The organism is Skermanella stibiiresistens SB22 (assembly GCF_000576635.1).
Taxonomy (GTDB): Bacteria; Pseudomonadota; Alphaproteobacteria; order Azospirillales; family Azospirillaceae; genus Skermanella; species Skermanella stibiiresistens.
Genome location: NZ_AVFL01000016.1, coordinates 72,758 through 98,923 on the forward strand (window position 1 = coordinate 72,758; position 26,166 = coordinate 98,923).

A 26,166-nucleotide genomic window follows, 5' to 3' on the forward strand; every position below is an offset into this window, starting at 1 on the left:
TTGCGAAAATCGTGGACCGGCATTATGTTCGTATTCGAACATATCAAGTTGAACTCGGCTCAGACCCGAACGCGGCGGTGGGCCACTCCGGAGGTGGTGATGGATCGGCAGGATGGGATGGTGGATCTGCTGGTGATCGGTGGCGGCATCAACGGCGCCGGCATCGCGCGCGACGCGGCCGGGCGCGGGTTGTCCGTCGTCCTGTGCGAACAGGCCGACCTCGCCAGCGCCACGTCGTCGTCCAGCAGCAAGCTGATCCATGGCGGGTTGCGCTACCTGGAGCAGTACGAGTTCCGGCTGGTCCGCGAGGCGCTGGCCGAACGCGAGGTCCTGCTGCGGATAGCGCCACACATCATCTGGCCGATGCGATTCGTGCTGCCCCACAACAAGCTGCTGCGTCCCGCCTGGATGATCCGGCTTGGCCTGTTCCTGTACGACCACATCGGCGGCAAGCGCAGCCTGCCCGGCACCAAGAGCCTGGATTTCCGCACCGACACCGTGTCGGGCGGCCCGCTCAAGCCAGAGCTGACCAAGGGCTTCGCCTATTCCGACTGCTGGGTCGAGGACTCGCGGCTGGTCGTGCTGAACGCCATGGACGCGCGCCAGCGCGGCGCCGAGATCCTGCCGCGTACCCGCTGCGTCGAGGCCAGGCGCGAGGGCGATCATTGGACCGCCCGGCTCCGGGACCTCGCCACGGGCGCCGAGCGGGAGGTCACCGCCCGCATCCTGGTCAACGCCGCGGGGCCGTGGGTCGAGCGCTTCCTGCATGGCGTGGCGGGGCAGAAGGGTTCCGCCCACATGCGGCTGGTCAAGGGCAGCCACATCGTGGTGCCGCGCCTGTACGAGGGCGATCACGCCTACATCCTCCAGAACACCGACCGCAGGGTGATCTTCGCGATCCCCTACGAGCACCGTTTCACCCTGATCGGCACGACCGACATCCCGTTCCAAGGCGACGCGTCCGATGTGCGGATCGATCCGGAGGAGACGGCTTACCTGTGCGACGCGGTGAACCGCTATTTTCGCACCGCCGTCGGGCCGACGGATGTCGTGCGCAGCTATTCGGGCGTCCGGCCGCTGTATGACGACGACACCGCGGCGAACCCGTCGACCGTCACCCGCGACTATGTGTTCGACCTTTCCGGCGGCGCCGGGGAGGCTCCCCTGCTGTCGATCTATGGCGGCAAGATCACGACCTACCGCCGGCTGGCCGAGCACGCCATGGACAAGCTGGCGGGCTTCATTCCCGGCTTGGCCCCGGCCTGGACGGCCGATGCCCGGCTGCCGGGCGGCGACATGCCGGGTTCGCGGTTCGAGCCGTTCGCGGCCGATTTCAAGGCACGGCATCCCTGGCTGCCCGCCGCGGTGGCCCTGCGGCTGTGCCGGCTGTACGGCACCCTGGCGGCGCGGATCGTCGGCGACGCCGCGACCCTGGCGGACATGGGCGCCGATTTCGGCGGCGGGCTGTACGAGCGCGAGGCGGCGTGGCTGGTCGACCAGGAATGGGCGCGCACCGCCGACGACATCCTGTGGCGCCGGACCAAGCTCGGCCTGCACGTTCCGGCCGAAGGGGCCGAACGGCTGGCGCGCTGGCTGGAGGCTTCCCGGCCGATGGCCCAGGCGAGCTGACTGGGACGAGCCGCGACTTTCATCCCGACGGCGCTTCCACTATGGTCGCCCGGTCACCGACCCGCACTATGTGGATATGAACGATGCGCTGGTTGAAGACCCTAATCATGGCGACCCTGATGGGCGCCTTTCTCTGGAGTGGGGAGGCTTTTGCCTTGGATCCTGAAAACACACTATATCTCGACCTGAAGGATGGCCGAGTCGTGATCGAGCTGAAGCCCGATCTCGCTCCCAACCACGTCGCCCGGATTAAGGAACTGGTCCGCGAGGGCTTCTATGACGGCTTGGTGTTCCACCGCGTCATCGACGGCTTCATGGCCCAGACCGGCGATCCGCGCGGCGACGGCACCGGCGGTTCCGGCAAGAAGCTGAAGTCCGAGTTCTCGAACTACAAGCACGTCCGCGGCACCGTCTCGATGGCGCGCGCCCAGGACCCGAACAGCGGCGACAGCCAGTTCTACATCATGTTCGGCACCTCGCCGCACCTGGATGGCCAGTACACCGTGTGGGGCCAGGTGGTCGAGGGCATGGAGCATGTCGACAACATCAAGAAGGGGTCGTCCATGCGCAATGGCTCGGTGACCGATCCCGATCGCATCGTCAAGATGCAGGTCGCCGCCGACGCCAAGTAAGGCGTGTCTCCGCCCTCTCCCGGCCGCGGGAGGGGGCGTCGATCCAACCATCCACCCTGTTGGGCCTCTTTAGATCGTCGGTCGGAATAATTGATTTGACCTCCGCCGCATGGCATCGTTCCATCGAGACGGAACGCGGCCGGGTGATCAAGTCGCGGCGTCTGGTGGCCCGGACGTTGTGAACGGTTGGTCACCAAACAATCGCCACGGTACAAGCCGGGCCAACAAGAACCAACTCCTAGGGGAGGCGAAACTCAATGAACACACTCAAGCAGACCCTGCTGGGCGCCGTGCTCGCGCTGGGTGCCACGACGGCGCTGTCGACCGCGGCGCTGGCCCAGAAGGTCGTCGTCGGCGTCAGCTGGTCGAACTTCCAGGAAGAGCGTTGGAAGACGGACGAGGCCGCGATCAAGGCCCGCCTGACGCAGCTGGGCGCCGATTACATCAGCGCCGACGCGCAAAGCTCGCCCTCGAAGCAGCTGGCGGACGTCGAGAGCCTGATCTCGCGCGGGGCCACCGCGCTGATCGTGCTGGCCCAGGACAACAACGCGATCATGCCGGCCATCGCCAAGGCGACCGCCGAGGGCATTCCGGTGGTGGGCTACGACCGCCTGATCGAGGCGCCCGGCGTCTTCTACCTGACCTTCGACAACAAGGAAGTGGGTCGCATCCAGGCGCGCTCGATCCTGAAGGTGCAGCCCAAGGGCAATTATGTCTTCATCAAGGGCAGCGCCGCCGATCCCAACGCCAATTTCCTGCACGCCGGACAGCTCGATGTCCTTAAGCCCTCGATCGACAAGGGCGACATCAAGGTCGTCGGCGAGCAGTACACCGACGGCTGGCTTCCGGAGAACGCCCAGCGGAACATGGAGCAGATCCTGACCGCCAACAACAACAAGGTCGACGCGGTCGTCGCCTCCAACGACGGCACCGCCGGCGGCGCCATCGCGGCGCTGTCCGCCCAGGGCCTGCAGGGTATCCCCGTGTCCGGCCAGGACGCCGACCAGGCCGCGCTGAACCGGGTCGCGCGCGGCACCCAGACCGTCAGCGTCTGGAAGGACGCCCGCGAGCTTGGCAAGAACGCGGCCGAGATCGCCGTCGAGATGGCCAAGGGGACGGAGCCGGCGAAGATCAAGGGCGCCACCAAGTGGAAGGAGGGCGCCAAGGGCATCGAGCTGGACACCATCTTCCTGACGCCGGTCCCGATCACCCAGGACAACCTGAACCTCGTCATCGACGCGGGTTGGATCACCAAGGCCGTCGCCTGCCAGGGCGTCGACAAGACCAAGGGTCCCAAAGCCTGCATGTGAGACGGGCCTGCATGTGAGACACGACGTCTTCGTCCGTTGAGTGGGACGGGCGGGCTCGCCGGGAACTTTCCGGCGAGCCCGCCCGCCGCGCATGAGGGTATCCAAGAATGACGACTGCCGTTGAAAATCCCGGCGCGACGCGGCCGCGAGGCGCCCGAGACCTGATCGCGGCCCTCGAGATCGACACCCGGCTGCTCGCCATGGCGGCGGCCCTGGTGGTCATCTGGGTCGGCCTCGACATCCTGACCGGCGGCATCTTCCTGACGGCGCGCAACCTGTGGAACCTGTCGGTCCAGACCAGCGTCGTCGGCATCATGGCCACCGGCATGGTCCTGGTGATCGTCGCCCGCCACATCGACCTGTCGGTCGGCTCCCTGCTGGGCTTCGTCGGAATGATCATGGCCGTGCTCCAGGTCGAGATCCTGCCGATCGGCACATCCTGGACCTGGCTGGTCTCGCTGGCCGCCGGTCTGATCGCCGGTTGCCTGATCGGCGCGTTCCAGGGCTGGTGGGTGGCCTATCGGGCCGTCCCCGCCTTCATCGTCACGCTGGGCGGATTGCTGATTTTCCGCGGCTTGGCGTGGTGGATCACGCAGGGCCGCACGGTCGCCCCGATGGACCCGACCTTCCAGCTGATGGGCGGGGGATTGGATGGCTCGATCGGCGCGTTCTGGAGCTGGGTGGTCGGCGCGGTGTTCATCGCCGCGGCGCTGTTCAAGACCGTCCGCACCCGCCAGCGGCGCAACCGCTTCAACTTCCCGGTCCGGCCGCTGTGGGCGGAAGCCCTGATCCTGGCGGTCTCGATCGGCCTGATCGTCAGCTTCGTGCTGGTGATGAACTCGTATTACCGGCCGCGCACCCAGATCCCGCAGGGCATTCCGATCCCGGTGCTGATCCTGATCGTCGTCGCGGTCGCCATGTCGGCCCTGACCAAGGTCACCAAGTTCGGCCGCTACGTCTTCGCGATCGGCGGCAATCCGGAGGCGGCGGAACTGGGCGGCATCAACGTGCGCAAGGTCACCGTGATGATCTTCGTGCTGATGGGCTTCCTGGCCGCGATCTCCGGCGCCATCCAGACCGCCCGGCTGAACGCTGGTCTCAATTCGACCGGCTCGCTGCTGGAACTGTCGGTGATCGCGGCGGCCGTGATCGGCGGAACCTCGCTGGCCGGCGGCGTCGGCACCATCGCCGGCGCCATCCTGGGCGCGCTGATCATGCAGAGCCTGCAGAGCGGCATGATCCTGCTGGACATCGCGACGCCGATGCAGCCGGTCGTGATCGGGCTGGTGCTGATCGTCGCGGTCTGGCTCGACACCGTCTATCAGAAACGCCGCCGCTAGGAGGGCACCCACATGACAGGAAGCGTTCCCCTGGTCGAGATGCGCGACATTTCCATCCAGTTCGGTGGCATCAAGGCGGTCGACGGCGTCACCGTCACGCTCCACCCCGGCGAGGTCGTGGGTCTGCTGGGCCACAACGGCGCCGGCAAGTCGACGCTGATCAAGATCCTCTCGGGAGCCTATCAGGCCAACACGGGCTCGATCCTGATCAACGGCCAGCCGGTCGACATCCGCAGCCCACGCGACGCCAAGGCGCTGGGGATCGAGACGATCTACCAGACGCTGGCGCTGGCCGACAACATCGACGCGCCCGGCAACCTGTTCCTGGGGCGGGAGCTGATGACGCCCTGGGGCACGCTGGATGACGACGCGATGGAGCGGGCGACGCGCGACGTCATGGGCAGGCTCAACCCGAACTTCCGCAAGATCAAGGAGCCGGTCAAGAACCTGTCCGGCGGCCAGCGCCAGTCGGTCGCCATCGCCCGGGCGCTGCACTTCAACGCCAAGATCCTGATCATGGACGAGCCGACGGCCGCCCTGGGACCGCAGGAGACCAAGCAGGTCGCGGAGTTGATCAAGCAGCTCAAGAAGGAGGGCATCGGCATCTTCCTGATCAGCCACGACCTGCACGACGTCTTCGACCTGTCGGACCGGGTCAGCGTCATGAAGAACGGCAAGCTGGTCGGCACCTGCCGCACCTCGGAGGTCACCAAGGACGAGGTCTTGGGCATGATCATCCTGGGCAAGCTGCCCGGCCAGCAAACCGCCGCCGAGCTTGAGGAGATGCACTAGGTCGGAACCGGAGCCTTGGGCCCAATCACAAGGGATCCCTTGCCATAACGGTAAAGGCTTTTTGCTATCGCTTGACCATCCGCACGAATATCCTGTGGAAAGTATACAACATCCGACACGGGATATTCGCCATGGATGACGATCTGAGAGCCGCCAGCATCAATACCGCCATCCGCAACGCCCGCCTGATCTGCTACGAGACCGGCTGCAGGCCGAACTACGACAATCCGGCCTTCAGGATGGCGATGGACGTGGCGTACCGGATCGACGACCTGCTGTGCGGTTCGGAGATGCCACGCGTCGTCCGGTGATCGGGCCCTCGGATCAGCCCGGCTAGATCAGAACGGCCAGAACAGGGGAATCAGGAAGGTCGCCGCGATCCAGAAGATCACGTTGAGCGGCAGGCCGACCTTGACGAAATCCATGTATTTGTAGCCACCGGCGCCATAGACGAAGGTGTTCGTCTGGTAGCCTATCGGTGTCGCGAAGCTGGCCGAGGCGCCGAACATCACCGCGACCACGAACGGCCTGGGATCGACGCCCAATTGATGGGCGATCCCGATGCCGATGGGGGTCAGCAGCACGGCCACCGCGTTGTTGCTGACGATCTCCGTCAGGGCGGACGCCAGCAGATAGACCAGCGACAGCATGATCAGCGGCTCGTGCCGTCCGATCGCGTCGACGGCGGCGCCCGCCACCAATTCGACCGCTCCCGTCTTCTCCATCGCGGTGCCCAGGGTCAGCATGCCGAGGATCAGGAACAGGATCCGCCACTCGATCGAGCGATAGGCCTCGTCGCGGTCCAGGCAGCCGGTCAGGACGACGCCCACCGCCGCGATCAGCGCCAGCCCGGCTATCGGCATCACGTCGAGGGCGGCGAGGATGACGACGGCCAGGACCGCGCCGATCGCGATCGGCGCCTTGGCGTGGCGCATCGGGCTATGGATGGCCTCGGTCAGGTTGATCAGGTCGCCGCTGTCGACCAGCCGGCGGATACCGTCCTCCGGCCCCTCCAGGATCACCATGTCGCCCACCTCGAGGCTGACTTCCTCGAACTTGCCGCGAAGATTGACGCCTTGCCGGTGGACCGCGATCATGTAGAGGCCATAGCGTCGGCGCAGGTTGAATTCCGCCAGCTTGTGATCCACGAAGCTGGAGCGCGGGCCGATGATGCCCTCGACCACGCGGGTTCGACGGGTCGACATCTCCTGCAGGTCGACCTCGGGGTCGAACGAGAACCCGACATGATCGCGCAGCCCCATGACGCCTTCCATCCCGCTCTTCATCAGGATGCGGTCACCAGCGCCCAATACCACCTTGTCCAGTTCCCGGCGCAGCGATTCGTCCTGGCGGACCACGTCGATGACGCGGGCGTTGGTCAGGTTGACGAGCTTCGCCTCCCTCAGGCTGAGGCCGATCACCGGGCTGCCCGGCGGCACCACCACCTCGGTCAGGTATTGGCGCTGCGGCTGGCTGGACAGAAGCTCGCTGGTGGTTTCGCGGTCGGGCAGCAGGCGATAGCCGATCAGGACCAGATAGGTGATTCCGATCAGCGCCATGATGATGCCGAAACCGGTGATCTCGAAGATCGAGAAGGCTGGCATGCCCATCCGCTGGGCCACGCCGTCGACCAGCAGGTTGGTCGAGGTGCCGATCAGCGTGCAAGTGCCACCGAAGATCGCGGCGAAGGACAGGGGGATCAGCAGCTTGCTCGGCGCCATGCCGAGGTGGAGGCACAGGCGGACCGCGACCGGTGTCAGGATCACCACGACCGGCGTGTTGTTGATGAAGGCGGAGGTGACGACCGCCAAGCCGACCAGCATCACGAAGGCAAGCATCTTATCCCGCCCCACCATCCGCATGGCGGCGGTTCCCATCGCCTCGACGACGCCGGTGCGCTCCAGCGCGGCGCTCAGCACGAACATCGCGGCCACCGTCGCGACGGCGCTGTTGCTGAACACGGCCAACACCTCGCTGGTGTCCAGCACCCCGGTCAGGAGCAGGATCGCGGCGGTCGACAGCGCGACGATGTCGGGGGGAACCCACTCGCGCACGAAAGCGACGAAAACGCCGATCAACAGCGCGAACACCACGATGGTCTGAAAGGAGATGGAGGACATCGTGCTCCGGACGGCGCTGGCGGGGTCGTCCGGCCCGGGGGCTGAACGGAATATGGAGCCAGCTTCGCTATCACCAGCCGCAGGCGGCGACAAGCCGCAAATTGGCCTTAAATATCCCTTATCAAGCTAATGCTGTGATGGGGTGCCGAAAGCCCCTATATAGATCCGCAGGGTTACACAGGATGGTGATGGGCGTGGCGGGGGTGAATGTGTTATCGACCGTCACGGGAAGCAGCACCATCACCGAGACCGCAACCACTCAACCGGAAATGACCGGCGTCGCCGGGCCGGACGGGAGATCAAGATCATGGGTTCCTTCAGCCTCTTCCATTGGATCGTCGTTCTGGCGGCGGTCATGCTGCTGTTCGGCACCAAGCGGATTCCGCAGGCCATGGGCGACATCGCCCGCGGCATGAAACAATTCCGCAGCGGGTTGCGGGAGGAAGAGACCCCCGAGGTCGCCACCGCCCCCGTCAACCGCGCTCCCGAACTGCCGCGGGACACCGTGTCGCGCGGCTGATGACTCGCTAGCCGCTGCCGGCGGCCGGCAAGTGAAAACCGGATGACCGGAACGACCATCGCCCCCGCCAGTCGGGGGCGATTTTTCCAGGACGCCGCCGGAATATGGGCGCGGTGATTTACGCGACGTTAACATATCGGCGGCTACTTCATCGTATGATGGGGAATACGTTCAATAAGCCGGAACGGCGCGGCGCCTCCGGCCCGGATCGCGTCCGATGAGACTCAAATCCACCGCGATGGCGCTTGGTCTGGTGCTGACCTTCGCCGCCGGAGCTTGGCTGAGCACCGTGATGCTGGCGCCACCCCGCCGCGCGATGACGGTGCCGGTGGAAGTGGCGCAGGCTCCCATCCAGCCAGCCGAAATCACGTCCAAGGCTCCCCCCGCCCCAGTCCAGCCACCGGCGGCCAGCACCGTGCTGCCCCCTTTGCCTCCCACCCCGGCGCCTGCCCCCGAGCCCGAGCCTGCTCCCATGGCCGAGCCTGCTCCCATGGCTCAGCCAGCGCCTCCGGAACCGCTTCCCGCTCCGGAGGCGATCCCCGTCCCCGAGATGCCCGCCGTTCCCGAACCGACAGCGGCCGTGCCCATCCCCGAGCCAACGGCCGCCGCTCCCGGTTCCGCTCCCTCTGCCCCGGCCGAAGCGCCGGAACCGGCGCCCGCCGCCGCTCCCACGCCGACCCCGCCACCTCCCGCCGTCGCCGAACCCGATCGCGCGCCGGTGATCGATCCGGGTTTGTCCGCGCTGAGCGATCTCGTGGCGAAACGGCCCGCACCACCGCCACCACCGCCCGAGGTCAAGGCGGCACAACCACCCGAGGTCAAGGCGGCACAACCGCCTCCAGCATCCCCGCGAGCCCTGGCGAGCCGCTATTTCACCGTCCAGGTCGGCAGCTTCCAGGATCCCGCCAACGCGGCGAGCCTCGTCCGGGAGTTGTCGGCGAAGGGGTGGGAGGCATTCGCCGCCGACTGGACCAACAGCGCGGGCAAGACCTGGAAGGTCGTCCGCGTCGGACGTTATCAGACGGAGAAGGAGGCGACCGACGCCTCGGCGGAGCTGCGGAGTGCGGCAAATCTTCGCGGTAATGTCCTGAACATCCGGTAAATCACAATTTCCTTATGGTCACTGTTGATTGGACGAAGGCGGACTGGGTAGATTGGACGCCACTGGTGTAGGCCACAACCAATAATAATCAGCCCCTGCCGCGGGGTTGGGCGCCGGAGGAAACGCCATCCATGACCCAATCCGTCCTAGTCGCCGATGACGAGCCGAGCATCCTGCTCTCGCTCCAGTTCATGCTCCGGAAGGCGGGGTTCGAAGTCCGTCTGGCCCGGACCGGCGAGGAGGTGCTCGAGGCCGTCGCCCAATCGGCTCCCGACCTGATCCTGCTCGACGCCATGATGCCAAAGCGCGACGGCTTCGACGTCTGCCAGACGATCCGGGCCAATCCCGAGCATCGCGACCTGCCGATCATCATGCTGACGGCCAAGAGTCGCGATGTCGAACGGCAGAAGGGCATGGCGATGGGCGCCACCGACTACGTCACCAAGCCGTTCTCGACCCGCGATCTGGTCGAGACGGTGCGGAAGCACCTCGCCACCGCCTCGACCCCCGTGCTGGAGCGATAGATCCATGAACGGACGCCGCGGACTGGCCTCCCTCTTCGTGGCGGCTGGCGGGGGTGCGGCATCGCTGATCATCCTGCTGGCGGTGGCGCTATCCCAGGGCGACGGTGTCGGAAATCCCATGGTCACCCAGACCGTCGCCGCCGTCGCCATCGCCGTGGGCGCGGTGTTCGCGCTGTGGCTGCTGGTGGATGGCAAGGTGCTGCGTCCCCTGCTGGCGTTGGCGGGCGAGACCCGGGTGATCAGCCATGGCACCACCGCCGCCCGCGTCCCGCCGGAGCGCTACGCCGGGTTGGCCCCCCTGCCCCAGGCGATCAACGAGCTTGGCGAGAAGCTGGCCGCCGCCCGGTCGGACATCGACCGCGCCGTGGAGTCCTCGACCGCCGTGGTCCAGGAGCAGAAGAGCCGGCTGTCCACCCTGCTGCGCGACCTGCACGAGGGCGTTCTGGTCTGCAACCACCAGCATCAGATCCTGCTGTACAATCAGGCCGCGCTGACGCTGCTGCACCTGACCGGCGATCTCGGCATCGGCCGCAACCTGCTTCAGGTCGTGACCCGGGCGCCGGTGCTCCACACGCTGGAGCGCCTGACCCTGCGCGTCAAGGCCGGGCGGCACCTCAGCCACCCGATGGGCGTCACGGCCGAGTTCGTCGCCGCGACCACCGATGGCCGCTACCTGCTGGAAGGCAGGATGAGCCTGATCCTCCAAGACGACGACGTGATCACCGGCTATGTCGTGACCTTCGACGATGTCACCGCCGAGCTTGCGGTGCTGGGCAAGCGCGACGCCGTGCTGCGCGCCGCGACCGAGGGCTTCCGGCCGCCGGTCGCCAACCTGCTCGCGGCGGCGGAGACGCTGTCGGACAATCCCGACCTGGACGCCGCGTCACGCCGGGCGTTCGAGCAGGTGATCCTGGACGAATGCGCCGCCCTGTCGCGGCGGCTGGAAAGCGTCACGGACGATTACCGGAGCATCATCACCGGCGCGTGGCCGATGAGCGATGTCCACACCGGCAACCTGATCAACCTCGTGATCGCGCGGACCACGGCGGCGGGCGGCCCGACCATCACTCTGACGGGCCTGCCGCTCTGGCTGCATGGCGACAGCTATAGCCTCGTCGTGCTGCTGGACCATCTGGTGCGCCGGCTGGGCGAGGTCACCGGGGTCGGCGATTTCGATCTCGCGGCGGAAACCGACGGGCGGTGGGTCTATATCGACATCACGTGGAGCGGCACCCCCGTCGGTTCCTCCACGGTCGACAGCTGGATGGACCAGCCGCTGCCCGACGCCTTGGGCGGCTTGACCGTCAGCGACGCGCTCCAGCACCACCGCAGCGAGCTGTGGTGCGACGCGCCGCGGCCGGGCATCGCCCGCATGCGGGTGCCGCTGCCGCCAACCGTGGAACTGCATGGCCACTCCGACCGCTCGGCCCCGTCCGCCCGGCCCGAGTTCTTCGACTTCTCGCTGCTGCGGCAGCCGATCGCCACGACCGAACTGGGGCGGACGCCGCTCGACCAGCTGACCTTCGTGGTGTTCGACACCGAGACCACCGGGCTGCGCCCGTCCGATGGCGACGAGATCATCCAGATCGCCGGCGTCCGGATCGTCAACGGTCGCATCCTGACCGGCGAGACCTTCAGCCAGCTGGTCGACCCCGGACGCCCGATTCCGCCGGAGACGATCCAGTTCCACGGCGTCACCAACGACATGGTGCGTGGCAAGCCCAAGGCTTCGGTCGTGCTGCCGCAGTTCCACCTGTTCGTGTCGGGCGCCGTGCTGATCGCGCACAACGCCGCCTTCGACCTCAAGTTCCTGAAAATGAAGGAGAAGGTCAGCGGCGTCAAATTCGACCATCCGGTGCTGGATACCATGCTGCTGTCGCGCCAGCTCCAGGGACAGGACGCCGACCACACGCTCGACGGCATCGCCAAGCGGCTCGGAATCCAGGTGGTCGACCGCCACACGGCGCTGGGCGACAGCCTGCTGACCGCCGCCATATTCCTGAGCTTCGTCGACATGCTGCGCGAGCAGAACGTCGTCACGCTGGACGACGCGATCCGGAGCGCTAACATCCTGGTCGAGCTGCACGCGCGGGAACGGGCGTTTTGAGTGGGCGCCGCCCCCCGGAGCCGTATGGGCGAGCGGGTGGCGACCGCCTGATCGCGCTGTTCCTGCTGGCGCTGGTGCTGTTCAACCCTCCCCTGCTGGCGGCGTTCGGAGCACCGGCGACGCTGTTCGGCTGGCCATCCTTGCCGATCTACATCTTCGGGGTGTGGCTGGCCATCATAGCGCTGATCGCCCTGGCGATGGAGCGCAAAGGGCGCGACGGGGACGACAGGGGATGATCCCGGCGCCGCTGATCGCGGCGGCGTCCTTCGCCTATCTGTTCCTGCTGTTCGCGATCGCCTGGGCGGCCGACCGCAAGGCCGACAAGCGCGCCGAACGCCGGGCCGAGGGCGGCTGGAGCGCCGTCGCCAGTCCCTATGTCTACGCCCTGTCGCTCGGCGTGTTCTGCACGACTTGGACCTTCTACGGCAGCGTCGGGCGCGCGGCGACCCAGGGCATCGGTTTCCTACCGGTCTATCTCGGCCCGACGCTGGTCATGGTCCTGGCGCCACTGGTCATCGCCAAGATCCTGCGGATCGCGCGCAAGCAGCGCAGCACCTCGATCGCGGATTTCATCGCGTCGCGCTATGGCAAGAGCCACCTGCTGGGCGGGTTGGTCGCCGGCATCGCCGTGTTTGGCGTGACACCCTACATAGCGCTTCAGCTGAAGGCGGTCTCCGTCAGCTTCGACGTGCTGGCCGGAACCGACCCATCCGGATTCGGCGCTGGGCCGCAAGTGACATTCCTGGCGGACAAGGCTTTCCACGTGGCCTTGCTGATGGCGGCCTTCGCGATCGTCTTCGGCACCCGCAACATCGACGCCACCGAGCACCACCGCGGCATGGTCGCCGCCATCGCGTTCGAGAGCGTGGTCAAGCTGGTGTCCTTCCTGGCGGTCGGCGTGATGGTGGTGTGGGGCATCCATGACGGTTTCGGCGATCTGGCCGAGCGCGTCGCCGCCGCCCCGGCCATAGCCCGCCTGCTGACGGCGGAGCCCGCGCTGGCCGATGGCGGCTGGATTACCGTCACGCTGCTGTCGATGGCCGCGATCATCTGCCTGCCGCGCCAGTTCCAGGTGATGGTGGTGGAGAACATGCGCGAGTCGCATCTGCGCCGCGCCATGTGGCTGTTCCCGCTCTATATGCTGCTGATCAACCTGTTCGTGCTGCCTGTGGCCGTGACCGGGCTGCTGCTGTTCCCCGACGGCAAGGTCGATCCCGACATGTTCGTGCTGGCGCTTCCCCTGTCGGAGGGCTGGCGCGGACTGGCGCTGCTGGCCTTCCTGGGTGGGCTATCGGCCGCCACCAGCATGATCATCGTGGAGACGGTGGCGCTCAGCACCATGGTATCCAACGACCTCGTCATCCCGGCGCTGCTGGGATTGCGGGTGCTGAAACTGGAGCGCCATCCCGACCTGACCCGGCTGATCCTGGCGATCCGCCGGATCGCCATCGTGGTCATCCTGCTGCTGGGCTACGCCTATTTCCGGTTCGCCGGCAGCGCCTACGCGCTGGGAGCGATCGGGCTGATCTCCTTCGCGGCCGTTGCGCAATTCGCGCCGGCCTTGCTGGGCGGGATCTTCTGGAGCCGGGCGACGCGGCTCGGCGCCATCGCTGGGCTCGTGGCCGGCATCGCGGCTTGGACCTACACGCTGCTGCTGCCGTCCTTCGCCCGTTCCGGCTGGCTGGACCCGTCGTTCCTGTCGGAGGGGCCCGGCGGCGTCACCTTGCTGCGCCCCTACGCGCTATTCGGCCTGGAAGGTCTGGACCCGCTGTCGCACGCGCTGTTCTGGAGCATGGTCGCCAATGTCGGGCTGTTCGTCGGCATCTCGCTGTTCACCAAACCCAGCGTGGGCGAGCGGGTCCAGGCCCTCGCCTTCGTCGATGTCTTCCGGCAGAACGAACGGTCGGTCGAAACCGGGACATGGCGCGGCGACACCACCGTCGGCGAGCTGATCGCCCTGGTCAGCCGCTTCCTGGGCCCGGCGCGGGCGGAACAGGCCTTCGTCGGTTTCGCGCGCGGCCGCAACATGGACCTGCGGCGCGATCGCAAGGCGACCGCCGAACTGATGCGCCTGGGCGAACGGCTGATGGCCGGCGCGATCGGCGCCGCGTCGGCGCGGGTGGCGCTCGCCTCCGCCGTGAAGGGCGGCGAGGTCACCATGGCCGAGCTGCTGCGGATGCTGGACGAGACCAGCCAGGTGCTGGAATACAGCCGCCAGCTCGAACAGAAGTCCGCCGAATTGGAGCGCACCTCGGCGGCGCTCCGTGCCGCCAACGAGAAGCTGCTGGAGGTCGACCGCCTGAAGGACGACTTCCTATCGACCGTCACGCACGAGTTGCGCACACCGCTGACCTCCGTCCGCGCCTTCGCGGAGATCCTGCACGACAACCCCGATATCGACCCCGAGCAGTCGCGCGAGTTCCTGAGCGTGATCATCCGCGAGAGCGAGCGGCTGACCCGGCTGATCAACCAAGTGCTGGACATGGCGAAGATAGAGGCTGGCGAGGTCGATTGGACGATCGGGCCGGTCGACCTCGCCGCCATCATGCGCAACGCGGCCGCGACGACGGCCCAAGTCTTCAAGGACAAGGATGTGGCCCTGGAGGTCGCCATCCCGGCGCAGGTGCCGATCGTCCAGGGCGATCACGACCGGCTGACCCAGGTGGCGATGAACCTGCTGTCGAACGCCGCCAAGTTCACCCCGTCCGGCACGGGCCGGGTCGTGGTCTCGGTCGCGCCGGTCGCCGAGGGCGTCAAGGTCGCGGTCACCGACAACGGACCGGGCATCGCGGCGAAGGACGCGGAGATCGTGTTCGACCGGTTCCGACAGGTGGGAGACACAATGACGGACAAGCCACAAGGCACCGGGCTGGGTCTCGCCATCTGCAAGAGCATCGTCGAGCATCTGGGCGGCAGGATCTGGGTGGACACCGCTCCCGGACAGGGAGCCACCTTCGCCTTCGTCATTCCGTATCCGAAACAGATGACCGTGTGATCATCCGCGCCGGGCGCTGTTGGGGAAAGGGCAACAGGACGGAGGATCACCATGGCCGAACGGCAGCACCCAACCTCGAAGGACCTCGAGGACAGGCCCAAGACACCGAACATCCCCCGTCCGCCTTCCAAGGAGGAGGTCGACGAGATCAGCGAGGCGCAAGCCATGATCACCGACGACTGGACCGGCGAGGGCGGCAAGCCCGCCGACAAATAGACAGCCGGATCGGCCCTTGGCATAATTCGGAACGAAAAAGGCCGGCGGGAGATTGGATCTCCCGCCGGCCTTTTTCGTCGTCTCGATGGGGCGGACTCAGCCTTCCAGGAAGGTCTTCAGCACGCGGGCGTGCTTGGCCCGGCCCAGCCGCTGCAACGCCTTCGCCTCGACCTGACGGATGCGCTCGCGCGTCACGTTGTAGTCGCGACCAATGTCCTCCAGCGTCTCCTCGGTCCCGGCGAGACCGAAGCGGCGGCGGATGATGTCGGCCTCACGCGGGGTGAGGTCGTCCAGGATCTCCGACAGCTTCTCGCGCAGCGAACCGGCGGCGATGGCGTCGAACGCGCCGGTCGTGGCGCTGTCCTCAAGGAAGTCACCTAACCGGGCGCCGTCATCGTCGTCACCGACGGGGGCGTCCAGGCTGACGGCGTCGGCCGCCATGCGCAGAAGCTCCGCCACCTTCTCCACCGGCATGGCCAACGCGGTCGCGATGTCCTCGTTGGTCGGCTCGATGCCACGGCGCAGGCGAAGCTGGACCGCGCAGCGGCGGATCTTCGTCAGCGCCTCGCAGGCGTGGGCCGGCATGCGGATGGTGCGGCCCTGGTCGGCCAGCGCCCGCGTCATCGACTGCCGGATCCACCACGTGGCGTAGGTCGAGAACTTGTAGCCACGCCGCCAATCGAATTTCTCGATCGCCGTCATCAGGCCGATGTTGCCCTCCTGGACGAGGTCCAGGAACGGCAGGCCACGGTTGAGGTGCTTCCGAGCCAGGGCGGCCACGAGCCGCAGATTGGCCTTGGCGAAGGCCTCCTTGGTGCGGATCTGGTCGTTCTGGGACCGCTGCAGGCGGGCGGACAGTTCGCGGAACTCGCCGATCGACAGACCGACGGTCTGACCGATTTCGGCAAGCTCGGCGAACAGCGCGTCGACCTCGGCGCCCTTGCGCTCCGCCAGCTTGGCCCAGGCTCCCCCCTTGGCGGCCCGCTTGGCCAGCCAGTCGGGCTGACCCTCGGAGCCAAGATAGGCCTCCAGGAACACCTCGCGCTTGACCCCGGCCGTCGTCACGACCCGCGCCAGCCGGCCGTCGACGCCAACGATGCGACGGTTGACGTCGCGCATGGCGTTGATCAGCTCGGTCCGCAGGTCGACCGACAGCGGCAGTTCGCGGACCAGCACGGCGGCAGCCGCGGCGTCCGTCGCATCGGCGGCCACGATCCTCTCCAGCGCCTCGATGACCTTCTCCGCCAGTTCGGCGGCCGAGATCACCGGAAGGGCGGCGGGCTCGGCCACGTCGGCGTCGTCGACGACCGCTTCCAGGTCCTCGTCCAGAACCTCGTCACCGGATTTGGCCTCGCCGGCGGCGGCCTCGGCGTCCGCCTCGGCGCCGATCCGGGTGAACCGCTCGACATCCACGATGTTACCGACGTTGACCGAGCCCTCACGCAGGCCTTGGAGACACTGGACCAGCCGGGTCCGGGTGAACGGGCTGACGGCGATCACGTCATCGATGGCGGACCGGGCGGCCTCCATGCGCTGGGCGAGCGTCACCTCCTGCTCACGCGTCAGCAGCGGGTGCTGCGCCACGTCGCGCAGGTAGAGGCGGACCGGGTCGGTCGAGTGCTCGGCGAACGCGATGTTGCCACGGGCACCGGTGGTCTCATTACGCACCGCGGGGGCGCGATCTGTGTCGGCGACAGGCTGCGCCGTTACTTCAAGGGCGGTCATAACGATTGTCCTCGGATTTCCAACTCAGTCCCACCAACCCCTGCCGAGGCGGAGGAATAGAAATTCACTCGGTTCGGAAATCAATGAAGCGGCACCGCCTGCGTGGTGCGGCACCGCTCACGTTACCAAATTCTGACACTGCTATTTCCGATCGGTGAACGGCGGGCCATTTCGGTCTTTACGCAGGTTTTGTCAAGGGCTAAACGACGAGTTTCAGACAACACCATGTGGTCCGATTCGTCGCGGGCGCTACTCCGCCGCCTGAAAAATCTCACGCTCGGGAACAATCCTCGACAACGCCGCCTCGACAACCTCAGGCCCGGCACCGCTTTTGTGCGCAAATTCACTCAAATGCCGCCGCCATGCCCGACCGCCGCGTTGCCCCTGGAACAGACCTGTCATGTGCCGGGTGATGGCATGCAGAGGCACACCTTCGAGGCATCTCGCCTCGATATAAGGCAGCATCCGGTCGATGATCTCGCGGCGCGTCGGCCCCGAGTCGGAAACGCCATGGAACCGCCGGTCGACATCAGCCAGGACGTAGGGCGTCTTGTACGCGGCCCGGCCCAGCATGACGCCATCGACCACCTCTAGATGCCGGGCGGCCTCGTCCAAGTCGATTATGCCACCGTTGATCGTGATGTCCAGGTCGGGGTTCTCGGCTTTCAACCGATGGACCAGATCGTATCGGAGCGGCGGTATGTCCCGGTTCTGCTGGGGGCTCAAACCTTTCAACCAAGCCTTGCGGGCATGGACGATGATCCGGCCGCAGCCGGCGGCCCTGATCCGGGCGACGAAGCCTTCCAGGGTCGACCACTCCTCCATCTCGTCGATGGCGATGCGGCACTTGACGGTGACTGGGATGGAGACGGTGGAGCGCATGGCGGAGACCAGGTCGGCGACGAGGTCCGGCTCGGCCATCAGGCACGCGCCGAACCGGCCGGACTGGACGCGGTCGCTGGGGCAGCCGCAGTTCAGGTTGACCTCGTCATAGCCGTACTCCTCCGCGATCCGGGCGCAGGCCGCCAGATCGGCGGGATCGCTGCCGCCCAGTTGGAGCGCCACCGGATGTTCGTCGGGATGGAAGGCCAGCAGGCGGTCGCGTGGGCCGTGCAGGATGGCGCCGGTCGTCACCATCTCGGTGTAGAGCAAGGCGTGCCGGCTGATCTGGCGGAGGAAGTACCGGCAATGGCGGTCCGTCCAGTCCATCATGGGGGCGACCGAAATAGGATGGCTCGACATCGTCACGACAGGGGTTCCAGGCAGCGATCCGGGATCAACAGCCGGACACTATAGCGGGACGGCGCCGAATCACCAGACGCGGCGAGCGCTTTATTGGCGCCACGGCATGATCGGGACGCTCGACACCGCGTTCATCGGCGACCCGTCGACCATCTTGGTGCTGTAGCTGAGGTAGACCAGGGTATTGCGCTTCTTGTCGAACATCCGGACGACGCGCGTCTCCTTGAACAGGATGGACGTGTCGGCGGTGAAGACCTCCTCGTTGTCGCGCAGCTTTTCCGGCATCGTGATGGGTCCCACCTGACGGCAGGCGATGGAGAAGCGCGACGGGTCCTCCGCGAAGCCCAGGCTACCGGACACCCCGCCGGTCCGCGCTTGGCTGAGATGGCAGGCGACACCGGGGATCTTGGGATCGTCGAAGGCCTCGACGCAGACCCTGTGGTTGGCGCCAAGCAGTTTCCAGGCGGTCGTGACGCAACCGACCTCCTCCGCCCTGGCGGCGGTGGGCGTCATGGAGCCGAATGCCAGGGCGAGCCCCACCAGTGCCGAAGCGAAACCGTAGCGGCCCATATCCATATCTCCGTGGAAGCGTTTACCCGGCACAGACACGCGCAACGCGGGACGAAGTCAAGCGTCCGGCAGGGCGATATGACACAGGTTGAAAGATCGCGTAAAATGTTAACAAAACCGTCATGCGGCGGCCATGAATGTCGCGGCATCTTGCGGCTCCGGTGAATGGGGCCGCCGATAAAAAGGCCCAAGGGGATGGATATGGATACGACCGTGGACGCCGCCAGCCAGAAGAAGGCCAACCAGCCGAGGAAGCCGGAACCCGTGGCGCTGCCGCCCGACCGCTTCATCAATCGCGAACTGTCGTGGCTGGCCTTCAACGACAGGGTCCTGGGCGAGGCGCTCAACATCCACCACCCCCTGCTGGAACGCCTTCGCTTCCTGTCGATCTCGGCCGCCAACCTGGACGAGTTCATCATGGTCCGCGTCGCGGCGCTGAAGGCGCAGGAACGGGCCGGCGTCAAGGCTTTGACTCCGGACAATCTCCTGCCCGAGCAGCAGCTGACCCTGATCAACCAGGCCATCATCAAGCTGGACGAGCAGCAGCAGAGCTGCGCCAACCTGCTGTGGAACGAGTTGCGCGACGCCGGCATCCAGGTGCTGACGCCCCAGGACCTGGGCGACGAGGACCGAGCCTGGGCCGAGGCCCGGTTCCTGCGCGAGATCTTTCCGGTGCTGACCCCCATCGCGGTCGATCCGGCGCACCCCTTCCCGTTCATCGCCAATCGCGGCGTGGCGCTGGTGCTCCAATTGAAGGACCCCGAGAAGGTCGAGCCGCTCGACGCGCTGATACCGCTGCCCAACCAGTTGGAGCGATTCGTCCGCCTGCCCGGCGCCGGCACGCGCTTCCTGCTGCTGGAGGACTTGGTTCTGATGTTCCTGGACCGGCTGTTCCCGCCGCCTTTGAAGCTGTCCGGCCAGGGCCTGTTCCGCGTGCTGCGCGACAGCGAGATCGACATCGACGAGGAGTCGGAGGATCTCGTCCGCACCTTCGAGAGCGCCTTGAAGCGCCGCCGCCGCGGCAAGGTGATCAGCCTCGCGGTCGAGGCGGAGACCAGCCAGGACCTGCGCGAGTTCCTGGTCAGCGAGTTGAGGGTCGCCCCCAGCGAGGTCTTCGTGCAGAACGGCCTGATCGCGCTGACCGATGTCAAGCAGCTGATCCTGGACGAGCGGACCGACCTGCTGTTCCCGCCCTTCACCGCGCGCTTTCCCGAGCGCATCCGCGATTTCGGCGGCAACTGCTTCGCGGCGATCCGGCACAAGGACATCGTGGTCCACCACCCCTACGAGAGCTTCGACGTGGTGGTGCAGTTCCTGCTCCAGGCGGCGCACGATCCGGCGGTCGTGGCGATCAAGCAGACGCTGTACCGGACCAGCAAGAACTCGCCGATCGTCGCGGCGCTGATCGAGGCCGCCGAGGCCGGCAAATCGGTGACCGCGATGGTCGAGCTGAAGGCCCGGTTCGACGAGGCGGCCAACATCCAATGGGCGCGCGACCTGGAGCGGGCCGGTGTCCACGTCGTCTATGGCTTCGTCGACCTGAAGACCCACGCCAAGGTGTCGCTGGTCATGCGGCGCGAGGCCGACGGCCTGCACAGCTATGTCCATTTCGGCACCGGCAACTATCACCCGATCACCGCCAAGGTCTACACCGACCTGTCGTTCTTCACCTGCGACCCGGCGCTGTGCCATGACGCGTCGGTGATGTTCAACTACATGACCGGCTACGCCAAGCCACAGCAGTTGGAGAAGCTGGCGATAGCGCCGCTGACCCTGCGCTCGCGTCTGGTCGAGATGATCGACCGCGAGATCGCCCACGCCAAGGCCGGCCGCAAGGCGGCGATCTGGGTCAAGCTGAACTCGCTGGTCGATCCGGACATCATCGACAAGCTGTACGAGGCCTCCGGCGCCGGGGTCCAGATCGACCTGATCATCCGCGGCATCTGCTGCCTGCGGCCGGGCGTGCCGGCATTGTCGGAGAACATCCGGGTCAAGAGCATCGTCGGCCGCTTCCTGGAGCACAGCCGGATCATGTGCTTCGGCGACGGCCATGGGCTGCCATCGGCCAAGGCGAAGGTCTTCATCTCGTCGGCGGATTGGATGCCGCGCAACCTCGACCGCCGCATCGAGACGCTGGTGCCGATCGAGAACGCCACGGTCCACGAGCAGATTGTCGAGCAGATCATGGGCACCAACCTGCGGGACACGGCGCAGAGCTGGGTCATGAACCCCGAGGGCGAGTTCATCCGCATGAAGGCCGACCCCAAGGCGCCGAACGCGCACACCTATTTCATGAACAACCCAAGCCTGTCCGGCCGGGGCAGCGCCAGGACGCACGGCCGGGGCTAGACGCCCCTGGTTGCCATGGTATCACCATGTCGCCATGTAGAGTGCCGATGATGTTCATCAGCACTCCACACGGTCGGGGGAACCACCATGGCACCGATCCGCACCTGCCTCGCCGCGGCCCTGTGCGTTCTTCCGCTTCAGGCCTGGGCCGACGCGCCGGCCATGAAGCTTGATTACGACGTCTATGCCGGCGGAATTTTCCTCGTCAGCGGCGGCATGACGCTGGATCTCGACAGCGACCGCTACAAGGCGTCGGTCGAGGCCAAGGGTGGCCGGCTGATCGACCTGCTGTCGCGCTGGTCCTATCGGGCGAGCGCCGATGGCCGGGTCGAGGGCGGCGCCAAGGTCGAGCCGGAACGGTTCCAGTCCGACCGGCAGACGCGCAGCCGGCACCGCAAGCTGAGCATGGGGTATGACAAGGCTGGCAAGGTCTCGGTCACGGCGGAGCCGCCGCAGTCCGACCTGTCGGCCAACGCCGTGTCGCCGGAGTTCCGGCCGAACACGCTCGACCCAGTCAGCGCCGCGGTGGGCGTGATCGCGGCCAGCGGCCAGACGGGGTGTTCCGGCACCTTCCCGGTGTTCGACGGGCGGCGGCGCTACGACGTGATCGTCACCTCCAACGGTCCGGACACGCTCCAGAAGTCGTCGCGCAACATGCACCAGGGTGCGGCCGAAAAATGCACCATCCGCATCCATCCCGTGGCCGGTTTCGAACGTGACCGCGAGGATGGCGAGTTCTTCCAGTACGGGGTAGATCGCACGGCGACGGCTTGGTTCGCGGAACCGATGCCTGGCCAAGCGCGCGTGCCGGTGCGGATCCAGGTCGATCTCGACTGGATCAACGTCGTGATGAACCTGGTGTCGGCCAGCAAAGCCTGAGATCGACCGCGGCGAGGGTTCGAAGCGCGCGTCTCGTGTCGAGGCCAACCCCGATCAGGGCGGGGATCTGGCTGGGCCGGCGCGCCACGCTCCGGATCACGGCGGGCAGATCGACCCGGCCATCGGCGCCCATGCCGATCAGGGCGGCGGGGGGAAGCTCCCGCCCGGCGGGATCGGCGATGGCCCGGATGACGGCGAACGGAACTCCCGCCTCGGCGCAGAGGCGCGCCACCTCGCCACTTTCGAGATCGACGGCGGCGGCACCGGTGCCCCGGTGAAGCGCCCGCTTGTCGGCGACGCGCCAGACGATCGCCGGCGCCGCCGCGATGGGCGCGATGATGGCTTCGCGGCACTCGACCGGGCGGGCGGGCAGCCGGGTTCCATCGGTCAGAACCACCTCGCTCGCTACGACGAGGGTTCCGGCGAGCAGTCCGGGCGCCAAGCCTCCCGCGATTCCGAAACTGATCAATCCGCTGGCGCCTTCGGCCAGCAAACCGGCGGCACCGGCCAGCAGGGAGACGGGCATACCCGACCCGCAGGCGATCCTGGCCTCCATCTCCATGCCGACGACGATCGCGGGTGTCATGCCCCGATATTCCGCCTATTAATTAGGCTAAAATTGGAATATGAATAAAAAGCGATCACATTGAACTCCCAAAGCGTCAATACGGCGGGCATCCTAGCCGAGGCCATCGCCGTGGCACCCAAATTGCTCAACATTGAACGGCCGATCAATGTCGGCGCGTCAAGACAGGGTGGAGTGAAGGCGAATGGCCGGACCGGCGGATATCGAACTGGCTGCGGTCACCAAGATGTATGGGCCGGTGACGGCGGTCGACGCGATCGACCTGCGCATCCCGGCCGGAACCTATTGCTGTTTGCTGGGGCCCAGCGGCTGCGGCAAGACATCGACCCTGCGGATGATCGCCGGGCATGAATCCGTCTCCGACGGCGACATCCTGCTCGGCAACACGCATATCAACGACCTGCCTCCCGCCCGGCGCGGGACGGCGATGATGTTCCAGAGCTACGCGCTGTTCCCGCACCTCACCTGCGTCGACAACGTCGCTTTCAGCCTCAAGTTGAAAGGCGTCGCGAAGCCGGAGCGCCGCGCCAAGGCGATGGAATTGCTGAACCTCGTCCAGATGGACAAGTACGCCGAACGCCTGCCCGCCCAGCTTTCCGGCGGCCAGCAACAGCGCGTGGCGCTGGCCCGGGCGCTGATCACCAACCCCAGCGCCCTGCTGCTGGACGAGCCGCTGTCAGCCCTCGATCCATTCCTGCGGGTCAAGATGCGGGAGGAGCTGAAGCGCCTGCAACGCGAGCTTGGCATCAGCTTCATCCATGTCACCCACGGGCAGGAGGAGGCCCTGGCGCTGGCGGATCTGGTCGTCGTGATGAACAACGGCAAGATCGCCCAGGCCGGAACCCCGCGCGAGGTCTTCAATCAGCCGCGTGACGCCTTCGTCGCCCGTTTCATCGGCGGCCACAACGTCCTGGCGCCGCGCGACGGCACCGGCGGCAGGCAGGTCGCCGTCCGCACCGACCGCATCCGCATCCTTCCGGATGGCTCCAGTGGCGGCACCAACACCTTCACGGGGACTGTCAGGCTGGTCGAGTACCAAGGCCCGATGGTGCATCTGAGGCTGTCGGCGCCGGGCGTCGAGGAGTTCGCGATCACCATCACGGAACACGCCTTCTTCGCGGCGCCGCACGATGTCGGCGACACCGTGACCGCGACGTGGGCGGCGGAGGACATGCACCCGCTGGCCGCCTGAGGAAGCGGGACCAGAAACGAAGAACCCGCCATCCAAATCCAATAAACCGACAAGCAAAAAACGAGAGGCTTCAGAGATGAGCAGCGATTCGACCAATCCGCCGAAGGCCAAGACTCCTGGGACCAAAACACTGGGCATTTCCCGCCGCCAGGCGCTGAAGGGCACGGCGGCGGCCGCCGGCCTCGCGGTGGGCAGCGGCGCCATCACCGGCTTTCCCACGATCTGGGCGCAGAACATCAAGAACGTGACGCTGCGCCAGTTCGGCACCGGCGTGTCGAACCTCAATGCCGTGGCCGAGAAGGTCAAGGAGGACCTGGGCTTCACGCTTCAGATGACGGCGCTCGACAGCGACGCGGTTTCGCAGCGCGCGGTGACCCAGCCCAAGTCCTATGACATCGCCGACATCGAATACTGGATCTGCAAGAAGGTCTTCCCGGCGGGCGTCATGCAGCCGATGGATGTCGGCAAGATCAAGAACTTCGACAAGATCGTCCCGCTGTTCATCACCGGCAAGCTGACGCCGGAATCGACGATCGCGCAGGGCACGGCGCCCCACACCGTCGGCTTCGTCGAGGGCAAGGACTCGGTCAAGTTCGCCAAGTCGCAGACCCAGTGGATGACGCTGATCCCGACCATTTACAACGCCGACACGCTGGGCATCCGGCCCGACCTGATCGGCCGCCCGATCACCCAGTGGAAGGACCTGCTCGACCCCGCGTTCAAGGGCAAGGCGTCGATCCTGAACATCCCGTCGATCGGCATCATGGATGCCGCCATGGTCGCCGAGTCCATGGGCGAGATGAAGTACGGCGACAAGGGCAACATGACGAAGGAGGAGATCGACAAGACGATCGCCCTGCTGATCGAGGCCAAGAAGGCCGGCCAGTTCCGCGCCTTCTGGAAGACCTTCGACGAGAGCGTCAACCTGATGGCCTCGGGCGAGGTCGTGATCCAGTCGATGTGGTCGCCCGCCGTGGCCGCCGTCCGCGCCAAGGGCATCAACTGCGTCTACCAGCCGCTGAAGGAGGGCTATCGCGCCTGGGGCGGCGGGCTTGGCATCGCCAAGCATGTCAGCGGCTTGGAGTTGGAGGCGGCGTACGAGTACATCAACTGGTACCTGTCCGGCTGGGTCGGCGCCTATCTGAACCGCCAGGGCTATTACAGCGCCGTGCTCGACACCGCCAAGCAGCACATGAGCCCCGAGGAATGGGCGTTCTGGATGGAGGGCAAGCCGGCGGCCGCCGATATCCTCAGCCCCGAGGGCAAGGTGATGGAGAAGGCCGGCGCCGTCCGCGACGGCGGATCGTTCAACGAGCGGATGGGCGCCGTCGCCTGCTGGAACGCCGTGATGGACGAGGACCGCTACATGCTCCGCAAGTGGAACGAGTTCATCGCCGCATGACCGATCGAGCCGAATCCCTCCCGGCCCAGCGCCGGGAGGGGGCGGTGCCCCGCCGCCTGGACAAGCGCCTCGACAGGGGCCGTCTGGCGGCGGCGATCGCCCCCTATCTCCAGGTGGCGCCGCTCACGCTCACCTTCGCCATCTTCCTGCTGATCCCGATCGCCACCATCATCGTGGTCAGCTTCTGGGACTATGATTCGATCCGGGTCATCCCGGATTTCATGATGCTGAACTACGAGGAGCTGCTGACCTCTTCGGTCACCTGGCAGATCTACCTCAACACCTTGAAATACGCGGTGCTGACCTGGGCGCTGACCCTGGGCATCGGGTTCACCGTGGCCTATTTCGTGGCTTTCCACGTCCGGTCGCTGACATGGCAGATCACACTCTTCATGATCTGCACCATCCCGTTCTGGACGTCGAACATCATCCGCATGATCTCGTGGATCCCGTTCCTGGGCCGCAACGGGCTGCTCAACTCGACGCTGCTCGCCATGGGGGTGATCGACCAGCCGCTGGAGTTCCTGCTGTTCTCGGACTTCTCGGTCGTGCTGGCCTTCGTCCACCTCTACGTGCTGTTCATGGTCGTGCCGATCTTCAATTCGATGATGCGGATCGACCGCGCGCTGGTCGAGGCGGCGGTGGACGCCGGGGCCACCGGATGGCAGGTCCTGACCAACGTGATCATCCCGCTGAGCAAGCCGGGCATCGCGATCGGCTCGATCTTCGTGGTGACGCTGGTCATGGGCGACTTCATCACCGTCCGCCTGATGAGCGGCGGGCAGAGCGCGTCGGTCGGCCTGATGATGGCGAACCAGATCTCCCTGCTGCAATACCCCGCCGCGGCGGCCAACGCGGTCGTCCTGCTGTTCGTGGTCCTGATGATGGTGGCGCTGATGCTGAGGATCGTCGATATCCGGAAGGAGCTTTGAGC

At 66.4% G+C, this 26,166-nt stretch carries 23 protein-coding genes; 18 read left to right on the top strand and 5 right to left on the bottom strand.

The genetic code is table 11. The annotated features are described in order from the left end of the window. Positions 1-99: 99 nt before the first annotated feature. From glpD to N825_RS20595, 6 genes are all read left to right on the top strand, one after another. Positions 100-1,629, top strand: coding sequence for a glycerol-3-phosphate dehydrogenase (gene glpD, locus N825_RS20570; protein ID WP_037456513.1), 1,530 nt, complete (start codon positions 100-102; stop codon positions 1,627-1,629). 107 nt (positions 1,630-1,736) lie between these two features. Beyond that, a complete protein-coding gene (locus tag N825_RS20575; protein WP_037456515.1) occupies positions 1,737-2,261 on the top strand; it encodes a peptidylprolyl isomerase in 525 nt (174 codons plus the stop codon). 257 nt (positions 2,262-2,518) lie between these two features. Further along, positions 2,519-3,571 (top strand): D-xylose ABC transporter substrate-binding protein, encoded by a 1,053-nt coding sequence (xylF, locus tag N825_RS20580; protein WP_037456324.1) that lies wholly within the window; start codon positions 2,519-2,521, stop codon positions 3,569-3,571. 107 nt (positions 3,572-3,678) lie between these two features. Then, on the top strand, positions 3,679-4,911 hold the full coding sequence (locus tag N825_RS20585) for a sugar ABC transporter permease (protein WP_037456328.1): 1,233 nt from the start codon (positions 3,679-3,681) through the stop codon (positions 4,909-4,911). 12 nt (positions 4,912-4,923) lie between these two features. Further along, positions 4,924-5,703 (top strand): ATP-binding cassette domain-containing protein, encoded by a 780-nt coding sequence (locus N825_RS20590; protein ID WP_037456329.1) that lies wholly within the window; start codon positions 4,924-4,926, stop codon positions 5,701-5,703. 131 nt (positions 5,704-5,834) lie between these two features. Then, the gene (locus N825_RS20595) at positions 5,835-6,014 is read left to right on the top strand and encodes a hypothetical protein (RefSeq protein WP_157619441.1); all 180 of its coding nucleotides are present in this window, start codon (positions 5,835-5,837) and stop codon (positions 6,012-6,014) included. A gap of 27 nt (positions 6,015-6,041) precedes the next feature. Here the strand turns inward: N825_RS20595 and N825_RS20600 are convergent, their stop codons facing one another. Continuing rightward, entirely contained in the window at positions 6,042-7,823 is a 1,782-nt protein-coding gene (locus N825_RS20600; protein WP_051512682.1) for an SLC13 family permease, read from the bottom strand. Between the two features lie 307 nt (positions 7,824-8,130). Between N825_RS20600 and tatA the strand changes: the two genes are divergently transcribed. The 7 genes from tatA (at position 8,131) to N825_RS39050 (ending at position 15,287) form a co-directional block, all read left to right on the top strand. Beyond that, positions 8,131-8,343 (top strand): twin-arginine translocase TatA/TatE family subunit, encoded by a 213-nt coding sequence (gene tatA, locus N825_RS20605; RefSeq protein WP_037456331.1) that lies wholly within the window; start codon positions 8,131-8,133, stop codon positions 8,341-8,343. A gap of 217 nt (positions 8,344-8,560) precedes the next feature. Continuing rightward, the gene (locus tag N825_RS40820) at positions 8,561-9,445 is read left to right on the top strand and encodes an SPOR domain-containing protein (protein WP_157619443.1); all 885 of its coding nucleotides are present in this window, start codon (positions 8,561-8,563) and stop codon (positions 9,443-9,445) included. A gap of 131 nt (positions 9,446-9,576) precedes the next feature. Then, positions 9,577-9,969 (top strand): response regulator transcription factor, encoded by a 393-nt coding sequence (locus tag N825_RS20620; RefSeq protein ID WP_037456338.1) that lies wholly within the window; start codon positions 9,577-9,579, stop codon positions 9,967-9,969. A gap of 4 nt (positions 9,970-9,973) precedes the next feature. Further along, on the top strand, positions 9,974-12,076 hold the full coding sequence (locus N825_RS20625) for a 3'-5' exonuclease (protein ID WP_037456340.1): 2,103 nt from the start codon (positions 9,974-9,976) through the stop codon (positions 12,074-12,076). After that, positions 12,073-12,312 carry a hypothetical protein gene (locus tag N825_RS20630; RefSeq protein ID WP_051512683.1) on the top strand — a complete coding sequence of 80 codons (240 nt, stop codon included), beginning with the start codon at positions 12,073-12,075 and terminating at the stop codon, positions 12,310-12,312. The genes N825_RS20625 and N825_RS20630 overlap by 4 nt, the downstream gene beginning before the upstream one ends. Continuing rightward, on the top strand, positions 12,309-15,071 hold the full coding sequence (locus N825_RS20635; RefSeq protein WP_037456342.1) for a sensor histidine kinase: 2,763 nt from the start codon (positions 12,309-12,311) through the stop codon (positions 15,069-15,071). Before N825_RS20630 ends, N825_RS20635 begins: the two co-directional genes overlap by 4 nt. A 51-nt stretch (positions 15,072-15,122) precedes the next feature. Beyond that, complete coding sequence (locus N825_RS39050; RefSeq protein ID WP_157619445.1) at positions 15,123-15,287, top strand: hypothetical protein; 165 nt, start codon at positions 15,123-15,125, stop codon at positions 15,285-15,287. Positions 15,288-15,383: 96 nt separating this feature from the next. Here N825_RS39050 and N825_RS20640 read toward each other — a convergent pair whose 3' ends face one another. The 3 genes from N825_RS20640 to N825_RS20650 form a co-directional block, all read right to left on the bottom strand. Further along, positions 15,384-17,012, bottom strand: a complete 1,629-nt coding sequence (locus N825_RS20640; RefSeq protein ID WP_084164923.1) for a sigma-70 family RNA polymerase sigma factor — start codon at positions 17,010-17,012, stop codon at positions 15,384-15,386. Between the two features lie 249 nt (positions 17,013-17,261). Then, positions 17,262-18,254 carry a tRNA dihydrouridine(20/20a) synthase DusA gene (gene dusA, locus N825_RS20645; RefSeq protein ID WP_037456343.1) on the bottom strand — a complete coding sequence of 331 codons (993 nt, stop codon included), beginning with the start codon at positions 18,252-18,254 and terminating at the stop codon, positions 17,262-17,264. A 90-nt stretch (positions 18,255-18,344) separates the two neighbouring features. Then, positions 18,345-18,824 carry a CreA family protein gene (locus N825_RS20650; protein ID WP_051512701.1) on the bottom strand — a complete coding sequence of 160 codons (480 nt, stop codon included), beginning with the start codon at positions 18,822-18,824 and terminating at the stop codon, positions 18,345-18,347. Between the two features lie 201 nt (positions 18,825-19,025). Between N825_RS20650 and N825_RS20655 the strand changes: the two genes are divergently transcribed. Next, on the top strand, positions 19,026-21,173 hold the full coding sequence (locus N825_RS20655; protein ID WP_051512685.1) for an RNA degradosome polyphosphate kinase: 2,148 nt from the start codon (positions 19,026-19,028) through the stop codon (positions 21,171-21,173). Positions 21,174-21,260: 87 nt separating this feature from the next. Continuing rightward, on the top strand, positions 21,261-22,052 hold the full coding sequence (locus N825_RS20660; protein ID WP_037456346.1) for a DUF3108 domain-containing protein: 792 nt from the start codon (positions 21,261-21,263) through the stop codon (positions 22,050-22,052). Here N825_RS20660 and N825_RS20665 read toward each other — a convergent pair. After that, positions 22,012-22,638, bottom strand: coding sequence for a phosphorylase family protein (locus tag N825_RS20665; protein WP_037456349.1), 627 nt, complete (start codon positions 22,636-22,638; stop codon positions 22,012-22,014). The two genes, N825_RS20660 and N825_RS20665, sit on opposite strands and share 41 nt — an antisense overlap. 184 nt (positions 22,639-22,822) lie before the next feature. Between N825_RS20665 and N825_RS20670 the strand changes: the two genes are divergently transcribed. The 3 genes from N825_RS20670 (at position 22,823) to N825_RS20680 (ending at position 26,164) form a co-directional block, all read left to right on the top strand. Then, positions 22,823-23,830, top strand: a complete 1,008-nt coding sequence (locus tag N825_RS20670; RefSeq protein WP_037456352.1) for an ABC transporter ATP-binding protein — start codon at positions 22,823-22,825, stop codon at positions 23,828-23,830. Between the two features lie 76 nt (positions 23,831-23,906). Then, positions 23,907-25,232, top strand: a complete 1,326-nt coding sequence (locus tag N825_RS20675; RefSeq protein ID WP_037456355.1) for an ABC transporter substrate-binding protein — start codon at positions 23,907-23,909, stop codon at positions 25,230-25,232. Continuing rightward, a complete protein-coding gene (locus N825_RS20680; protein WP_084164924.1) occupies positions 25,229-26,164 on the top strand; it encodes an ABC transporter permease in 936 nt (311 codons plus the stop codon). The genes N825_RS20675 and N825_RS20680 overlap by 4 nt, the downstream gene beginning before the upstream one ends. The last annotated feature ends 2 nt before the right edge of the window (positions 26,165-26,166 follow it).